Raw genomic sequence first — 15890 nt, forward strand, 5'->3', positions numbered from 1 at the left:
GGTCCCGCTGTTACTTAATGATGCACCGAGGCCGCGTGGGTCTTGCCTGAGACCGGCCTGTGATGGAACATCGCCGGGACTCTTTTCCACCAGGACCGAACATGAACGACACCTCGCTGTGCCCCCCTCGTTCGCTGGGTGAATCCATCACCCAGGAGATTCGCAGAATGCTGGTGGAAGGCGAGTTGGTCCCCGGCCAGCGCTTGTCAGAGGCCGCGCTGGCGGAAACCCTGCAGATCTCGCGCAACACCTTGCGCGAGGCCTTCAGGGGCCTGACCCGTGAAGGTTTGCTCAAGCACGAGCCGAACCGCGGGGTGACCGTGGCGGTGCCGGACATGGCCTCGATCATCGACATCTACCGGGTCCGTCGCTTCATCGAGTGCCAGGCCCTTGCCCAGGGCTATCCGTTGCACCCCGGCACCCTGCGCATGCGCGAAGCGGTCGCCATGGGCCAGCAAGCCAGCGAGGCGAAGGACTGGAAAGCCGTGGGCACGGCCAACATGATGTTCCACAAGGCGGTGGTGGAGTTGGCCGACAGCCCCCGGTTGGAGGCGTTCTACGCGCAGATCTCGGCCGAGTTGCGACTGGCGTTCGGCCTGCTCGATGACCCGCGGTTTCTGCACATGCCCTACCTGGACATGAACGGCTCCATCCTGCACTGCCTGGAAGAGGGGCGTGCCGAGGAGGCCACGCAGTTGCTTGAAGCGTACCTGGTGCGCTCGGAACGCACCGTGCTCGCGGCATACGAGCGCAGCACCCGGCGATAGCCTCAAGGTCGATGATCGCGTCATGGCGATTCCGCTCGCGATGGCTGGATACGCCGTTGGTCTTGCCGTGAAAACTCCCTTGTCACCCCGCGTTCGAAATGATCGGGAAGGCGCTTGCGAGGTGGCAATCGAACCGGGGCAAGCGGGTATCGACAAGGAATCAATCAGCAATGAGTGGCATCCTCCAACTTGAAAGTGCGCGACTGATCCTGCGTCAGTGGCGTGACAGCGATTTGCCCGCGTTCGCCGACCTGTGCGCCGATCCGCGGGTCATGCGTTACTTTCCCGAAACCCTGGGGCGCTTGCAGAGCGCCGAAGTGATCGGTCGCGCACGCGGTCATTTCGCCGAACTGGGCTACGGCCTGTGGGCGCTGGAGCGCAAGGACAGCGGGCAGTTCATTGGCTTCACCGGTTTGGGGCAGGTGGGGTTCGATGCGCCTTTCGCCCCGGCCACCGAGATCGGCTGGCGCCTGGCCTACGAGCACTGGGGCCTGGGTTTCGCCAGCGAAGCGGCCTGGACCTGCCTGGCGTGTGCCTTCGACAGGCTGGGGCTGGAGGAGATCGTGGCGTTCACTGCGGTGGCGAACGTGTCGTCGGAAAAGGTGATGCAATCCATCGGCATGCTGCGCGACCTCGACGGCGACTTCGACCACCCCAACCTGCCAGGGCACGAGTTGCAGCGGCACATGCTGTACCGCATCACCAAGGACCAGTGGCAGCATAACCGGTAGGAGCGGCCAGTGGCCGCGAAGGGCGCGTTGCCTTTTCGCGGCCGATGACCGCTCCTACAGGTGTCCGCTATCATTGCGCCCATTTGGTCCTGCCTATGTGGGTACTGCCTGTGCCGAGGAATTTTGAATGAGCCATGTGTTGGACGATCTGGTCGAGCTGCTGAGCCTGGAACCCATTGAAGAAAACCTGTTCCGCGGTCGCAGCCAGGATCTGGGCTTTCGGCAGCTGTTCGGCGGCCAGGTGCTCGGCCAGTCGTTGTCGGCCGCCAGCCAGACGGTCGAGCCCGATCGCCACGTGCATTCGTTGCATGGCTACTTCCTGCGCCCCGGCGATGCGCAATTACCCGTGGTGTACATGGTCGACAGGGTGCGTGACGGGGGCAGCTTCAGCACCCGCCGGGTTACGGCGGTGCAGAAGGGCCAGCCCATCTTCACCGGCACCACCTCGTTCCAGTATGACGAAGAGGGCTTCGCCCACCAGAGCGCGATGCCCGACGTGGTCGGTCCGGAAAACCTGCCCACCGAGCTTGAGCTGATGCAGCAGGTCGCCCATCTGATCCCTGCGCACATGCGCGACAAACTGCTGTGCGCCAAGCCCATCGAGATGCGTCCGGTGGCCGAGCGTGACCCGTACAACCCGTCACCGACCGACCCGATCAAGTACATCTGGTTTCGCGCCGACGGTGCCTTGGCGCAGACCCCGGCCTTGCACAAATACGTCATGGCCTACGCCTCCGACTTCAACCTGCTGACCACCTCGCTGTTGCCCCATGGCAAATCGGTGTGGCACCCCGACATGCAGATCGCCAGCCTCGACCACTCGCTGTGGTTCCACGGCAACCTGGTGGCTGACGACTGGCTGCTATATGCGCTGGACAGCCCCTGGGCGGGCAATGCGCGGGGCTTTGCCCGCGGCAGCGTGTACAACCGCGCCGGCCAGTTGGTGGCATCCTCGGCCCAGGAAGGTCTGATCCGTCATCGGCAGGACTGGTCATGAGCCTGGCCCATGTTCGTCACTGGGTGTTCGATCTGGACGGCACCCTGACCGTAGCCGTGCACGACTTCGCCGCCATCCGCCGCCATCTGGAGATTCCGCCCGAGGCCGACATCCTCAGCCACCTGGCTGCCTTGCCGGCCCACGAGTCGAAAGCCAAGCACGCCTGGTTGCTCGAACACGAGCGTGCCCTAGCCGTGGCCTCGACGGCGGCGCCTGGAGCGGTGGAGCTGGTGCGTGAACTGGCCGGTCGTGGTCATCGCCTGGGAATTCTCACCCGCAATGCGCGAGAGCTGGCACACATCAGCCTGCAAGCAATCGGCATTGCCGACTGTTTCCAGCCGAACGACGTGCTGGGCCGCGACGAAGCCGCGCACAAGCCCGACCCGGCCGGTCTGCTGCACTTGGCCGGTGCCTGGCACGTGCGCCATCCGGACATGGTCATGGTGGGCGATCATCAAATGGATTTGCAGGCAGGCCGAGCGGCCGGTACCGCCACGGTGCTGGTGAACCAGCCGGAGAACCTCTGGCCGGAGCTGGCGGACTGGCACGCGCCGGATTGCACGGACCTGCGCAAACTGATCTGAATCGCTCGCCACCCGCGTTGGCGGGTGGCGGTCGGCAATACGTTCAGAGGCTCTGAAATCAGAGGCTCTTGGCGCCGAACGTATCGCACTGGTCGATCTGGCCCTGGGCAAACCCTGCCTTGAACCAGCGCACGCGCTGCGCCGAGGTGCCGTGGGTGAACGAATCCGGCACCACACGGCCCTGACCCTGCTGTTGCAGGCGGTCGTCACCGATGGCGTTGGCCGCGTTCAGGGCTTCTTCAATGTCCCCCGGCTCCAGCCAGTTCAGGCGCTTCTGCCCGTTGAACGCCCAAACCCCGGCGAAGCAGTCGGCCTGCAGTTCCTGACGCACCAGCAAGCCATTGGCGCCTTCCATGCGCTGGCCACTCTGGCGCGCTTTCTGGACCTGGTCCGACACGCCCAACAGGGTCTGTACGTGGTGGCCTACTTCGTGAGCGATCACATAGGCCTGGGCGAAATCACCTGCGGCGCCGAAACGCTGCGACATTTCACGGAAGAACGCCATGTCCAGGTACACCTGCTGGTCGGCCGGGCAGTAGAACGGTCCGCTGGCCGCCGTGGCGTGGCCGCAGGCCGACTGCACCTGGCCGCTGAACAGCACCAGTTTCGGCTCCTTGTAGGTCTGCCCGCCTTGCTGGAAGATCTGCTTCCAGGTGTCCTCGGTGTCGCCCAGTACCGTGCTGACGAATTCGGCCTGCTCGTCATTGGCCGGTGGCGCCTTGCGTTGGCTGGTGTCCACCGGCGCCGCCTGCTGGCCCTGGCCGGTCAGTTCGCCCAGGATCTGCATGGGGTCCTGGCCGGTCAGCAGGCCGAAGCCAACGATCAGCACCACCGCGGTCAGGCTCAGGCCCTTGCCGCCCATGCGCATCCCGCCGCCGCCACTGCCGCCACCGTCACCGCGGGCATCCACGACATTATCGCTGCGTCGGCCTTTCTTCCATAACATGGCAAATCCTCGTTCGTTTCATGCATAACCATTCGGGTATGCCTGTGACCGTGTTTTTCAATATTCGTTGTGGGGCATTTCCTTGAGACTAGTACGAAGCCTGAAAAGGTTTTCCATAAATCGAATAACAGGAGAACGGCATGTCTTCCCAGGACAGCAGTCGCTTCATCATCCGTGATCGCAATTGGCACCCCAAGGCCCTGACGCCGGACTACAAGACCTCGACCATGCGCTCGCCGCGCCAGGCGCTGGTGAGCATCCCGCAGTCGGCCAGTGAAAGCACCGGCCCCAACTTCGCCCACCTCAAGTTCGGCGAGTTCGACAACGACCTGCTGCTCAACTACAACCATGGCGGCTTGCCGATCGGCGAGCGGATCATCCTGGCCGGCCGCGTCTGCGACCAGTTCGGCAAGCCCATTCCCAATACCTTGGTGGAAATGTGGCAGGCCAACGCCGGTGGCCGTTACCGGCACAAGAACGACCGCTACCTGGCGCCCCTGGACCCCAACTTCGGCGGCGTCGGCCGTACCCTGACCGACAGTGAGGGTTACTACAGTTTCCGCACCATCAAGCCCGGTCCGTACCCATGGCGCAACGGGCCGAACGACTGGCGCCCGGCCCACGTGCACTTCTCCATCAGTGGCCCGTCGATTGCCACCAAGTTAATCACCCAGCTGTATTTCGAAGGCGACCCGTTGATCCCAATGTGCCCCATCGTCAAGTCGATCAACGACCCCGAGGCGGTGCAGAGCCTGATCGCCAGGCTGGACATGGCCAACGCCAATCCGATGGATTGCCTGGCCTACCGTTTCGACATCGTGCTGCGCGGCCAGCGCAAGACTCACTTCGAAAACCGCTGAGGGAACCGACATGCCTATCGAACTGCTCAAAGAAACCCCGTCACAGACGGCCGGCCCCTATGTTCACATCGGCCTGGCGTTGGCCGCTGCGGGCATCGAGCCGCGCGAGCATGAAATCTGGAATGAAATGGCCAAGCCCGAAGCGCCGGGTGAGCACATCCTGCTGCTGGGCAACGTCTACGACGGCAATGGCCACCTGGTGCGCGACTCGTTTCTGGAACTGTGGCAGGCCGACGACCAGGGCCACTACCACATCGATTTCGACCAGGACAAACCCTTCAACAGCTTCGGCCGTACCGCCACCACCTTCGACGCCGGTGAATGGACCGTGCAGACGATCAAGCCCGGCGTGGTGAACAACGCCGCCGGTGTGCCGATGGCGCCGCACATCAACATCAGCCTGTTCGCCCGAGGGGTGAACATTCACCTGCACACGCGGCTGTATTTCAGCGACGAAGCCGAAGCCAATGCCAAGGACCCGGTGCTGAACCTGATCGAACAGCCGGCGCGGCGCGAGACGCTGGTGGCGACTCGCTGCGAGGTGGATGGCAAGGTGGCGTATCGCTTCGATATGCGCATTCAGGGGGAAGGGGAGACGGTGTTTTTCGATTTCTGATTGGAAGACCGCGGTGCTCCCTTCGCGGCCACCGACCGCTCCTACACATTGACATCATGTAGGAGCGGTCGGTGGCCGCGAAGGCTGCACCACGGTCTATAGCCCTACCTCAATCCCACTCAGGCGCAAAATCCGGGCTGACCAACCGCTGATCCTTGGGCAACGTCGCAATGATCCGGCGATCTTCATCGTCCAACTGCACCTTCAGCGCATCCAGGTTGCTCTGCTGGTTGGCCTTGCTGGCCGCCTTCGGGATCGCGGCGACATTGTCCTGATCCAGCAACCACTTCAACGCCACCTGGGTCGGCAGTACGCCGTGCTTTTTGGCAATCGCCTGCAGCTCGGGAATCTGCGACACCTTGTTGCGGACCAGCGGGCTGTAGGCAGTCAGCGCCATGTCGTGCTGGCGAGCGTAGTCGAGCAGGGCGCTCTGGCCCAGAGTGACGTGGTATTCCACCTGGATGGCCGCCAACGGCGCATTCAGATCCTCGACCACATGGCGCAGCAGCGGCAGGGGAAAGTTGGCCACGCCGATGTTCAGCGCACGGCCGTCCTGCTTGAACGACACCAAAGTGTCGATGGCTGCTTTCACGTCCCAGCCCTCCTGGCCGGGCCAGTGAATCAGGAACAGGTCGATATAGTCGCTTTGCAGCGCATTCAAGGTGTTCTGGAACGATTCGCGCATGGCGTCGGGCGCCAGCTTGTCCCACCAGACCTTGCTGGTGACATGAATGTCGCCGCGCGGCACGCCGGATTCGGTCAAGCCGCGGCCCACGGCGGCTTCGTTGTTGTAGCCGGCAGCGGTATCGATGTGCCGATAGCCCAGTTCCAGGGCCTGGATCACGGCCGAGGTGCATTCCCCGTCGAGCATAGGCCAGGTGCCCAGGCCCAGTTTCGGCATCTTCAGCTGCTGGGCGTTGGTGATGAGTTGCATGTCGATCTCCTTCTCTGCTGGCGGTTATTCGTCGTGTGTCGCTCCGGCCATGTGGCGCGCGGCAATGTAGCCGAAGGTAGCGGCAGGGCCCAGGTTGATGCCCCCGGCCGGGTAATGGCCACCCATGATGCTGGCCATGTCGCTGCCGGCGGCGTACAGCCCGGCAATCGGCAGGCCCTGGCGATCGAGCACCTGTGCGTGCTCATTGGTCTTGAGCCCGGCGAAGGTGCCGAAGCTGCCTGCTTCAACCTTGACCGCATAGAAGGGCCCCTGTTCGATCGGCGCCACGCACGGATTGGGTTGGTGCAAGGCATCACCCTGCTTGCGGTTGTAGACGCTGCCGCCGCGGCCGAATGCCGGGTCCTGCCCCAGCCGCGCGTGCCGATTGAAGTCGTCCACCGCGCGGCGCAGGCCTTGCGGGTCGATGCCGCAGGCGCCGGCCAGCGCTTCCAGGGTGTTGCCGACTTTCAGGTAGCCGCTGTCCAGATGCGGTTTGATCGGCAGGGGAAAGGGCCGCGAGATGCCCAGTCCGTAGCGGCGCTGGAAGCGATGACTGCAGATCAGCCAGGAGGCGACTTCGCTGCCGGGCGAATGCTTGACCATCGCCTTGACGTAATCGTAGTAGCCGTCCGCTTCGTTGACGAAGCGCTTGCCGTTGGCCAGCACGCCGATGATGCCGGGCTTGGCGCGTTCGATGATGTGCGGGAAATGGCCGACGCTGCCATCGGGGTAGGGCACGCGCGAGACCGGGCACCAGGCCGCGGCCGAGGCCAGCTCGGTGGCCACTTCACCGCCGACGGCTTCCCCCAGGCGCAGGCCGTCGCCTTCGACGCCCTGCGGTGGCAGGGCCAGATGCTCATGGCCGGTGGGCGTTCGTGGGAAGAGTGCCCGGCGCCGTTCGATATCGTTGGCAAAACCGCCCGTGGCCAGCATCACGGCCTTGCGGGCATTGATCACGACCTCGCCCTTGGCCGTCTCGACCACGGCACCGCAGACCTGCGAACCTTGCATCGACAGCCGTCGAACTGGTGTCGACTCCCACAGCCGTACGCCCAGGTCGTCGGCCGACTTGGCCAGCCGCGCCACCAGTGCCACACCGTTACGCAGTTGCATGGCGCGTCCGTGCCAGGCCAGGTCGAACAGATGCCGGCCCACTCGCTGGCTGACGTGCAGCAGCGAACGCCATGACCGGGTCAGCGTAAGGAAGGCGTTCAGGTCGGCCCCTGCCATGATCGGCATGCCCAGAAAGGAGGTTTCGCGCATCGTTGTGCGCAGGCGCTTGAGCAGCTCTTTGTCCAGTTGGCGTGCGTCGTAGGGCGCAGCGATGACCGAACGGCCACCGCTACCGGCGCCCGGCGTATCGCCATGGATGTCGGCGATGCCATTGCCATCGGCAAATTGCAGACTAGTGTGTTCCTCGAAGAACGCGACCATCTGCGGGGCGGCTTCAAGGAAGGCGTCGACCCGCGCCGGATCGAAGTGCACTCCCAGTTCATGTTGCAGGTAGGTGCGCGGCAGGGCTGGATCCTCGTCGATGCCGGCGCGCCGTGCCAGCGGATTGCGCGGTACCCACATCCAGCCACCCGACCAGGCGGTTGCGCCGCCGAAGGTGCTGTCCTTTTCCACCACGATCACGCGCAGCCCGTGGTAGGCGGCGGTGACGGCAGTGGCCAGGCCCGCTGCTCCCGAGCCGATCACCAGCACGTCGCACTCCACCGGGGTCGTCACGCAGTCGGGCGCAGGCATGGGATGAATCTCCAAGAAGCAGGTGGGTTAGACTATAATTTTATAGAACCTGGTTCCATATTCTATGGATTGCCGACCGGATCGCCAAGTGTAGAATCGGCGAAATTTTTTCATTCGTTCCAACTTCACGAGACCCCATCATGGCCGGCAGTCAGATCGAACGGGCGCTCAGCCTGCTTGAGAGCCTTACCAACGAGCCTCGCGGCCAAGCCCTGCAAACCCTTGCCGAGCAGTTGGGCATGCCCAAGAGTGCAGCCCATCGCATGCTGTCCGAACTGGGCCGGCTGGGGTATGTGCGGCAGAACGCCGAGACCTTGCGCTATCACTTGTCGACCAAGCTGGTCGCGCTGGGCTTTCAGTACCTGTCGGGCTGCGGCGCCGACATCGTTCAGCCGATCCTCGACCGGCTGGCCCAGGACACCGGCGAGCTGGTGCGCCTCGGCGTGATCGAAGGCGACCGGCAAACCTGGATCGCCAAATCCCAGGGCGCCCGTTCCGGCTTACGCTACGACCCGGAAATGGGTCGCGATGCGCCCCTGTTCTACACCGCCTCCGGGCATGCCTGGCTGGCCACCCTCAGCGATGCCAAGGCACTGGCCCTGGTGGAGCAGCAAGGCATTGCCCGCCGTGACGACTTCGGACCGAACGCGCCGCGCTCCAACGCCGATCTGCTCGAACGCCTGCGGGTAGCGCGCGACGCCGGTTATGCCTGGGTGGTCGAAAGTTCGGCGCTGGGCACGTCGGCCCTGGCCGCCGTGATCCGCCATCCGCGCGACGCTCATGTGGTGGGTGTACTGAGCGTCGCCGGGCCCAGCGCGCGCTTGTCCGAAGCGCGCATGCATGAGTTGGCCACGGGTTTGTTGGCTGCTGCGCAGGAGTTGTCTCAGGTCAGCGTGGCGTCGGAGCTGTTCAGCTGAGTGTAGAAACAAAGGGAGTGCCATCGCGATCCGTAACGTCGCCTGCACGATTGCGTTCTTGTTAACTTGAAATATTCCGGAACTTGGTTCTAAATATTTGGAGAAAACAAAAACCAAGGATATCCATCGTGACTTCCCCCCTGCGAATCGCCCTGATCGGTGCTGGCAACATGGGCCGCCAGCATTACCAGCATCTGCAACAGATGGACGGCGCCCAGCTCTGCGCCATCGCCGACCCAGGCCCTCAGGCAGCCGCCTTCGCCGCTGAATGCGCGGTGCCGCATTTCACCGATCATCGGCAGATGCTGGCGCAGGTGGCGCCCCAGGCTGTCATCGTCGCCAACCCCAATGCTCAGCATGTGCGCACGGCTCTGGACTGTCTGGCGGCCGGTGTCCCCGTGTTGCTGGAAAAGCCGGTGGGGGTCGATCTGGACGAAGTGGCCGAGCTGGTGGCTGCCAGCTCGGCCAGCGGTGTGCCGGTCCTGGTCGGTCATCACCGGCGGCACAATCCGATGATCAGCCGCGCCCGACACGTCGTGCAAAGCGGTGTGCTGGGTCGGCTGACCACGGTGACGGCGCTGTGGCAGTTGCAGAAGCCCGACAGTTACTTCGACATCGCCTGGCGTCGCGAGCCGGGGGCAGGGATGCTGTTGACCAATCTGATTCATGACCTGGATCTGCTGCGCTACCTGTGCGGCGAAGTCCACCAGGTGCAGGCGTTCGGCAGCAATGGCATTCGCGGCTTCGGCAACGAAGACAGTGTGGCGGTGTTGCTGCAGTTCGAAAACGGTGCCCTGGGCACCTTGACCGGTTCCGATGGGGTCGCCGCGCCCTGGAGCTGGGAGCTCGGCTCGGGCGAGAACCCGGTCTATCCACGCCAGGCCGATCAGCCGTGCTACCTGCTGGCAGGCACGGCCGGTGCGCTGAGCGTGCCGCAACTGACGCGCTGGCATTACGCCGAGCCGGGCGCGGGCTGGCATGAGCCCCTGCTGCAGGTGCAGGAAACCTTCGCCCCCGCCGAAGCGTTGCGCGTGCAGCTTGAGCATTTCATCGAGGTCGCGCGCGGGCGGGTCGAACCGCTGGTGAGCGTGGTGGATGCTGCGCGAACCCTGGCGTTGGTCGACGCCATCGGGGACGCGATGCGCACCGGGCGTGCCTGTGCACCCCGCGCGTTGGGCTAGGGCGGTTCGTTGGCTGAAATCCTCTCATCTTGCCCGACAGTTTCAAGCCCCAAGGAACCGCCCATGACCCACCGTATCCTGTCTCTGGCCGCCTTGACCGTGCTTGAGCTTTCGCCTCCCGAGATGGTCGAGGTCGCTGCTTGCGCCGGCTACAGCCACGTTGGCCTGCGCACCGAACCGGCCACGGCCGAGGAACATCACTATCCGTTGCTGCGCGACAAGGCGCTGCAACGCCAGACCGCTGCACGTTTGCGTGATACCGGCATCAAGGTGCTGGACATCGAAATCCTGCGGCTCAAGCCACTGACCCGTGTGGCGGATTTCGAAGCTCATCTGGCGTTGGGCGCCGAGTTCGGTGCCAGCGAATTGCTGGTGGCGGGTAACGATCCAGACGTGCAGCGAGCCAGCGACAACCTCGCCCAGCTGTGTGATCTGGCGCGGCCCTATGGCATCCATCCGCACCTGGAATTCATGCCCTGGACGGACTGCCCGGACCTGGCCAGCGCAAGGGTGATGCTCGACAAGGCCGGTCGCGACAATGCCTGCATCCTGGTCGATGCCTTTCATTTCGACCGCTCCAACTCGCGACTTGAAGACCTGCAGATGCTGCCACCGCAACGCATGCGCTATGCCCAGCTGTGCGACGTGGCCGGTCCGCGTCCCGATGACATGGCCGAGATACTGCGTCAGGCACGCCAGGAGCGCCGTTTTCCGGGAGACGGTGATTGCGACTTGGTTGGCTTGTTGCGCGCGCTGCCCGAGGATGTGCCGCTGAGCCTGGAGATACCCACGGCGCGGCTGTTGGAGCAGGGGGTGAGCGCTTATGAGAGGGCCCGGATGGCCCTCGAGAAAGCCCAGGCTTTACTGGCTGAGATCTAGGGTGATGCCACTGGCCTCTTCGCGGGCAGAGGGCTCGCCGCCCGCCCCGCTCCCACAGATTGCCCTAATGTCACTTGAGGCACCTGTGGGAGCGGGCTCTGCCCGCGAATAGCCCCACCACGAACCCCGCGCCTGGCTCAAACCTCCTGCGGCACCTTGCGCGGTGCCATCAGGTACAACCACACCAAGGCAATGAAATACATCGCCGGAATGATCGTGAACAACACTGTGTAGTTGTTGTTCGTCACGGTCAGGATGTACCCGACCACCTGGGTCATGAACATCCCGCCCACCGCCGCGCACATGCCGCCGAAGCCGAACACCGTGCTCATCATGTGCTTGGGTGTGTAGTCCATCACCACGCTCCAGATGTTCGCCGTCCACGCCTGGTGCGCGGCAATGGCCAGCGAGATCGCCGCCACCGCCACCCACAGGTTGGCCGCACCCGCGGCGAACACCACGCTGATGATCGCCAACGCAAACACCAGCATCGACAGCAGCCGCGCCTTGACCGGCTGCATGCCGCGGCCGATCAGGAACGAGGACAGCACGCCACCGCCCACGCTGCCGACGTCGGCACTCAGGTAGATGATGATCAGCGGAATACCCATCTGGGTGACGTTGATGCCCAACTGGTATTGCTGGTTGAGGAACGGTGGCAGCCAGTACAGGTAGAACCAGAACACCGGCGCGGTCATCATGAAAGCCCCGGCAAACGCCCAGGTGCCGCGCATGGTCAGGATCTTCCAGAACGGTACGCCCGGTTGCTCGGGGGCTTCCTGATCCTGGATGTATTCAAGTTCGCTGGCCTTGACCCGTGGATGCTGGTCCGGATCGAAGTACTTGATGCCCCAGAACACCGCCCAGGCCAGCCCGAGCAGGGCGATGGTGAGAAACGCCGCCTGCCAGCCCCAGACACTGAGAATCAACGGCAGCATCATCGGCGTCAGCAGTGCGCCGACGTTGGTCCCGGCATTGAAGATGCCGGTGGCCACTGCGCGCTCCTTGGCCGGGAACCACAGCCGGGTGGTCTTCACGCACGCCGGGTAGTTGGCCGCCTCGGTCAGGCCGAGGATGAACCGGCAGACCATGAAGCCCACCGCCGAGGTCGCCAGGCCGTGGGCACCGGTGGCCAGGCTCCAGAGCAGCACCGCACAGAAGAACACCCGCTTGACGCCGATCTTGTCGATCAAGCGGCCTTGCAGCAGGAAGCCGATGGCATAGCCGACCTGGAACCAGAAGTTGATGTTGGCGTAGTCCATCGCCGTCCAGCTCATTTCCTTGGCCAGAATCGGCTGCATGACGCCCAGTGCGGCGCGATCGATGTAGTTCAAGGTGGTCGCGAAGAACACCAGGGCGAGCATGCCCCAGCGAGTCTTGCCGACGGCGGCGCCGGCCTTGACCATGTCCCTGAAGCCGACTTTGATCTCAGGCGCTTGTTGGGCGCGGGGCAGGGCGGAGCTGTGGGGGTGTGTCATCGTTGGGACCATCCGTACAGGCGCGGTGGTTTCGACCACCGCCGAACTTCGACTGAGCGTGAGGCAGTCTGATACAGGGCATGCACGGTATCAGAGACATTGCCGTCAGGGAGCACTCGGTGGCGTCAAACGCGTGCGTATTGACTGGCTTCGACGCTGCTGGGAAAGGTCACAGGTACGGGATAGGAGCGAAAAGGGACGGGCATGAGTGATTACCTGAGTTCTTGAAATTCTTATGGGGTGGTGGCCGCCACGGCGGGCGGTCTGCGCCGGGCCGATTGCAATATGCGTCTCGACCAGCTTCACTGTCGGGACCGATGGTGCGCACACCGCCTGGGCTAATCAATCGATGCACACGGTAAGTGGTCGATAATCGCACGCAAAACTAACCAGTTGGTACGTGCTCGGGTAGAGTGGCAAACTGATACAACCCCCTTTTTTCATCACGGTTCTGCCTGCCCTCAGGCGCTGGGCGGAACCGCAGAAAAGGCGCGTAGTCGAGGCCTCGGCGCAAGCCCTCGTAGCGCCTTTTCGTAGAGCCTTATTGGAGCGTGCCATGCAGCGTTCGATCGCCACCGTATCCCTGAGCGGTACCCTGCCGGAAAAACTCGAAGCCATTGCCGCCGCCGGCTTCGATGGCGTGGAAATCTTCGAGAATGACCTGCTGTATTACGACGGCAGCCCACGCGAAGTGCGCCAGATGTGCGCCGACCTGGGCATCGCCATCACCCTGTTCCAACCGTTCCGCGACTTCGAAGGCGGCAACCGCTCGCGCATGGCGCGCAACTTCGACCGCGCCGAGCACAAGTTCGACCTGATGCAGGAACTGGGCACCGACCTGGTGCTGGTGTGCAGCAACACCGCGGCCGATTCGCTGGGCGAGCAGCAGATCCTCGTCGACGACTTGCGTGAGCTGGCCCAGCGGGCCGACAAGCGCGGCCTGCGCATCGGCTACGAAGCACTGGCCTGGGGCCGCCACGTCAACACCTATCAGCAGGTCTGGGACATCGTCCGGCAGGCCGACCACAAGGCTCTGGGTGTGTTGCTCGACAGCTTCCATACCTTGTCGCTCAAGGGCGATCCGAGCGCCATCGCCGACATTCCCGGCGACAAGATCTTCTTCGTGCAAATGGCCGATGCGCCGATCCTGGCCATGGACGTGCTGGAATGGAGCCGGCATTTCCGCTGCTTCCCAGGCCAGGGTGAGTTCGACCTGCCGGGCTTTCTCGCGCCCATCATCAAGACCGGCTACACCGGCCCGTTGTCGCTGGAAATCTTCAACGACGGCTTCCGTGCCGCACCCCCTCGAGCCAATGCCGCCGATGGCCTGCGTTCGCTGCTGTACCTCGAGGAAAAGACCCGCAAGCTGCTGGAACAGGAAGCCACACCGGTGGCCAACCTGGACATTCTGTTCGCACCGCCCACCGCCGATGAGTACCAGGGCATCGAGTTTCTCGAATTTGCCGTCGACGAAGCCTTGGGTGCCAAGCTCAGCCACTGGCTGCAGCAACTGGGCTTCGCCAAGGCCGGCCAGCATCGTTCCAAGAACGTCAGCCTGCTGCGTCAGGGCGATATCAACCTGATCCTCAATGCCGAACCCTATTCGTTCGCCCACAACTTCTTCGAATCCCACGGCCCGTCGCTGTGTGCCACCGCGTTGCGGGTTAAGGACAGCGCCAAGTCCCTGGAGCGCGCCGTGGCCTACAAGGCCCAGCCGTTCCGCGGCCTGGTCGGGCCCAACGAGCGGCAGCTGGCGGCCGTGCGGGCGCTGGATGGCAGCCTGATCTACCTGGTGGACGAGGCCAGCGACGGGCCGACCATCTACGAAAGCGACTTCAGCCTTAGCCCATCGCCAGCGACGCCGGGCATGCTCAAGTCCATCGACCACATGGCCATGGCCATTCCGCCGGACACCCTGGACAGCTGGGTGCTGTTCTACAAGACCGTGCTCGATTTCAAGGCCGACGATGAGGTGGTGCTGCCCGACCCCTATGGCCTGGTGAAAAGCCGTGCGGTGCGCAGCCAGTGCAGCTCGATCCGCCTGCCGCTGAACATCTCGGAAAACCGCAACACGGCGATTTCCCATGCCCTGTCGACCTATCGAGGCTCGGGCGTGCACCACATCGCCTTCGATTGCGACGACATCTTCGCGGCTGTCAGCAAGGCCAAGGACGCCGGCGTGGCACTGCTGGACATCCCGCTCAACTACTACGACGACCTGGGGGCACGTTTCGATTTCGACGACGAATTCCTCAGCGAACTGGCCTATTACAACGTGCTGTACGACCGCGACGCCAATGGCGGCGAGCTGTTCCACGTCTACACCGAGCCGTTCGAGGAGCGCTTCTTCTTCGAGGTGCTGCAGCGTCGTGGTGGTTATGCCGGGTATGGCGCGGCCAACGTTGCGGTGCGTCTGTCGGCCATGGCCAAGGCGCGTGCCGGTGGCATCCGTCACGCCAAGCTCTGATCGGGCGCCCGCTGCGCTGGTGCGCGGCGGGCTTTGCTTGCCTGAGCGGCGCGCCGCATAATGGCCGCTGACCAACGACGGCCGTGAGCCCAGAATGACTACAATTCCAGAGGCCGACGCGCACGCTGCCGACGTTCCTCGCAAGCCCCGCAAGAACAACCCCGAGAAAACCCGCGAGAACATCCTGCAGGCGGCCATCACCGAGTTCGTCGAGCAGGGCCTGGCGGGCGCACGCGTCGATGCCATCGCCGAGCGCACGCACACCTCCAAACGCATGATCTATTACTATTTCAGCAGCAAGGAGCAGCTTTACCTTGAGGTGCTGGAAAAGCTCTATGGGGATATTCGCGGCACCGAAGCCAAGTTGCATCTGGACGAGCTGACGCCCGTGGAAGGTATTCGCCGGTTGGTGGAGTTCAGCTTCGATCACCATGACCGCAACGAGGATTTCGTGCGCATCGTGTGCAACGAAAACATGCACAAGGGCGAGTACGTCAAGAAGTCCACGAGCATTCGCGAGTTGAACAAGACCGTGCTGCTGGCATTGGCCGACCTGTTGCGGCGCGGCACCGAACAGGGCGTGTTCCGTCCGGGGCTGGATGCCATGGACGTGCATTTGATGATCAGCTCGTTCTGTTTCTACCGGGTGTCCAACAAGCACACCTTCGGTCAGCTATTCCAAGTCGATTTCAACGAAGCCACGTTGAAGCTGCACCACCGCGAAATGCTCTGCGAATCACTCCTGCGCTTCATCCAGGCCCCGTAGCAGCCATAGACGCCGCACCCA

General features: G+C 63.6%; 15 protein-coding genes. 11 read left to right on the forward strand and 4 right to left on the reverse strand.

The genetic code is table 11. The annotated features are described in order from the left end of the window. The first annotated feature begins 101 nt into the window (after positions 1-101). From LT40_RS19160 to LT40_RS19175, 4 genes are all read left to right on the forward strand, one after another. Positions 102-767, forward strand: a complete 666-nt coding sequence (locus tag LT40_RS19160; RefSeq protein ID WP_043192750.1) for a GntR family transcriptional regulator — start codon at positions 102-104, stop codon at positions 765-767. Between the two features lie 170 nt (positions 768-937). Continuing rightward, positions 938-1498, forward strand: a complete 561-nt coding sequence (locus LT40_RS19165; protein WP_043192751.1) for a GNAT family N-acetyltransferase — start codon at positions 938-940, stop codon at positions 1496-1498. A 127-nt stretch (positions 1499-1625) separates the two neighbouring features. Then, on the forward strand, positions 1626-2495 hold the full coding sequence (gene tesB, locus LT40_RS19170; protein WP_043192752.1) for an acyl-CoA thioesterase II: 870 nt from the start codon (positions 1626-1628) through the stop codon (positions 2493-2495). After that, positions 2492-3079, forward strand: a complete 588-nt coding sequence (locus LT40_RS19175; protein ID WP_043192753.1) for an HAD family hydrolase — start codon at positions 2492-2494, stop codon at positions 3077-3079. Before tesB ends, LT40_RS19175 begins: the two co-directional genes overlap by 4 nt. Before the next feature lie 58 nt (positions 3080-3137). Here the strand turns inward: LT40_RS19175 and ypfJ are convergent, their stop codons facing one another. After that, positions 3138-4025: a KPN_02809 family neutral zinc metallopeptidase gene (gene ypfJ / locus LT40_RS19180; RefSeq protein WP_043192754.1), complete on the reverse strand. Its 888-nt coding sequence runs from the start codon at positions 4023-4025 to the stop codon at positions 3138-3140. Positions 4026-4165: 140 nt separating this feature from the next. Between ypfJ and pcaH the strand changes: the two genes are divergently transcribed. Continuing rightward, positions 4166-4885 (forward strand): protocatechuate 3,4-dioxygenase subunit beta, encoded by a 720-nt coding sequence (gene pcaH / locus LT40_RS19185; protein WP_043192756.1) that lies wholly within the window; start codon positions 4166-4168, stop codon positions 4883-4885. Between the two features lie 10 nt (positions 4886-4895). Beyond that, the gene (gene pcaG / locus LT40_RS19190; protein WP_043192757.1) at positions 4896-5501 is read left to right on the forward strand and encodes a protocatechuate 3,4-dioxygenase subunit alpha; all 606 of its coding nucleotides are present in this window, start codon (positions 4896-4898) and stop codon (positions 5499-5501) included. Between the two features lie 109 nt (positions 5502-5610). Here the strand turns inward: pcaG and LT40_RS19195 are convergent, their stop codons facing one another. Continuing rightward, entirely contained in the window at positions 5611-6435 is an 825-nt protein-coding gene (locus tag LT40_RS19195) for an aldo/keto reductase (RefSeq protein WP_043192758.1), read from the reverse strand. 24 nt (positions 6436-6459) lie between these two features. Beyond that, the gene (locus LT40_RS19200) at positions 6460-8181 is read right to left on the reverse strand and encodes an FAD-dependent oxidoreductase (RefSeq protein WP_043192759.1); all 1722 of its coding nucleotides are present in this window, start codon (positions 8179-8181) and stop codon (positions 6460-6462) included. A 140-nt stretch (positions 8182-8321) separates the two neighbouring features. On the opposite strand from LT40_RS19200, the gene LT40_RS19205 reads away from it, so the two are divergent. The 3 genes from LT40_RS19205 (at position 8322) to LT40_RS19215 (ending at position 11158) form a co-directional block, all read left to right on the forward strand. After that, positions 8322-9098, forward strand: a complete 777-nt coding sequence (locus tag LT40_RS19205) for an IclR family transcriptional regulator (RefSeq protein WP_043192760.1) — start codon at positions 8322-8324, stop codon at positions 9096-9098. 128 nt (positions 9099-9226) lie between these two features. Continuing rightward, complete coding sequence (locus LT40_RS19210) at positions 9227-10279, forward strand: Gfo/Idh/MocA family protein (RefSeq protein WP_043192761.1); 1053 nt, start codon at positions 9227-9229, stop codon at positions 10277-10279. Between the two features lie 63 nt (positions 10280-10342). Next, positions 10343-11158 (forward strand): sugar phosphate isomerase/epimerase family protein, encoded by an 816-nt coding sequence (locus LT40_RS19215; protein WP_043192762.1) that lies wholly within the window; start codon positions 10343-10345, stop codon positions 11156-11158. 137 nt (positions 11159-11295) lie between these two features. On the opposite strand, the gene LT40_RS19220 is transcribed toward LT40_RS19215, so the two are convergent. Beyond that, on the reverse strand, positions 11296-12636 hold the full coding sequence (locus LT40_RS19220) for an MFS transporter (RefSeq protein WP_052393479.1): 1341 nt from the start codon (positions 12634-12636) through the stop codon (positions 11296-11298). Between the two features lie 556 nt (positions 12637-13192). On the opposite strand from LT40_RS19220, the gene quiC reads away from it, so the two are divergent. Further along, on the forward strand, positions 13193-15103 hold the full coding sequence (quiC, locus tag LT40_RS19225; RefSeq protein ID WP_043192763.1) for a 3-dehydroshikimate dehydratase QuiC: 1911 nt from the start codon (positions 13193-13195) through the stop codon (positions 15101-15103). A gap of 94 nt (positions 15104-15197) precedes the next feature. Then, positions 15198-15869, forward strand: coding sequence for a TetR/AcrR family transcriptional regulator (locus LT40_RS19230; protein ID WP_043192764.1), 672 nt, complete (start codon positions 15198-15200; stop codon positions 15867-15869). Positions 15870-15890 lie beyond the last annotated feature (21 nt).

This window comes from Pseudomonas rhizosphaerae (assembly GCF_000761155.1).
GTDB classification, from domain to species: domain Bacteria; phylum Pseudomonadota; class Gammaproteobacteria; order Pseudomonadales; family Pseudomonadaceae; genus Aquipseudomonas; species Aquipseudomonas rhizosphaerae.

What these genes read in the sequence shown, in the direction of transcription:
- tesB (WP_043192752.1), top strand. Translation starts at nt 1,626, where the DNA reads ATGAGCCATGTGTTGGACGATCTGGTCGAGCTGCTGAGCCTGGAACCC.
- LT40_RS19165 (WP_043192751.1), top strand. Translation starts at nt 938, where the DNA reads ATGAGTGGCATCCTCCAACTTGAAAGTGCGCGACTGATCCTGCGTCAG.
- LT40_RS19160 (WP_043192750.1), top strand. Translation starts at nt 102, where the DNA reads ATGAACGACACCTCGCTGTGCCCCCCTCGTTCGCTGGGTGAATCCATC.
- LT40_RS19220 (WP_052393479.1), bottom strand. Translation starts at nt 12,636, where the DNA reads ATGACACACCCCCACAGCTCCGCCCTGCCCCGCGCCCAACAAGCGCCT.
- LT40_RS19175 (WP_043192753.1), top strand. Translation starts at nt 2,492, where the DNA reads ATGAGCCTGGCCCATGTTCGTCACTGGGTGTTCGATCTGGACGGCACC.
- pcaH (WP_043192756.1), top strand. Translation starts at nt 4,166, where the DNA reads ATGTCTTCCCAGGACAGCAGTCGCTTCATCATCCGTGATCGCAATTGG.
- quiC (WP_043192763.1), top strand. Translation starts at nt 13,193, where the DNA reads ATGCAGCGTTCGATCGCCACCGTATCCCTGAGCGGTACCCTGCCGGAA.
- pcaG (WP_043192757.1), top strand. Translation starts at nt 4,896, where the DNA reads ATGCCTATCGAACTGCTCAAAGAAACCCCGTCACAGACGGCCGGCCCC.
- LT40_RS19215 (WP_043192762.1), top strand. Translation starts at nt 10,343, where the DNA reads ATGACCCACCGTATCCTGTCTCTGGCCGCCTTGACCGTGCTTGAGCTT.
- LT40_RS19205 (WP_043192760.1), top strand. Translation starts at nt 8,322, where the DNA reads ATGGCCGGCAGTCAGATCGAACGGGCGCTCAGCCTGCTTGAGAGCCTT.
- ypfJ (WP_043192754.1), bottom strand. Translation starts at nt 4,025, where the DNA reads ATGTTATGGAAGAAAGGCCGACGCAGCGATAATGTCGTGGATGCCCGC.
- LT40_RS19200 (WP_043192759.1), bottom strand. Translation starts at nt 8,181, where the DNA reads ATGCCTGCGCCCGACTGCGTGACGACCCCGGTGGAGTGCGACGTGCTG.
- LT40_RS19230 (WP_043192764.1), top strand. Translation starts at nt 15,198, where the DNA reads ATGACTACAATTCCAGAGGCCGACGCGCACGCTGCCGACGTTCCTCGC.
- LT40_RS19195 (WP_043192758.1), bottom strand. Translation starts at nt 6,435, where the DNA reads ATGCAACTCATCACCAACGCCCAGCAGCTGAAGATGCCGAAACTGGGC.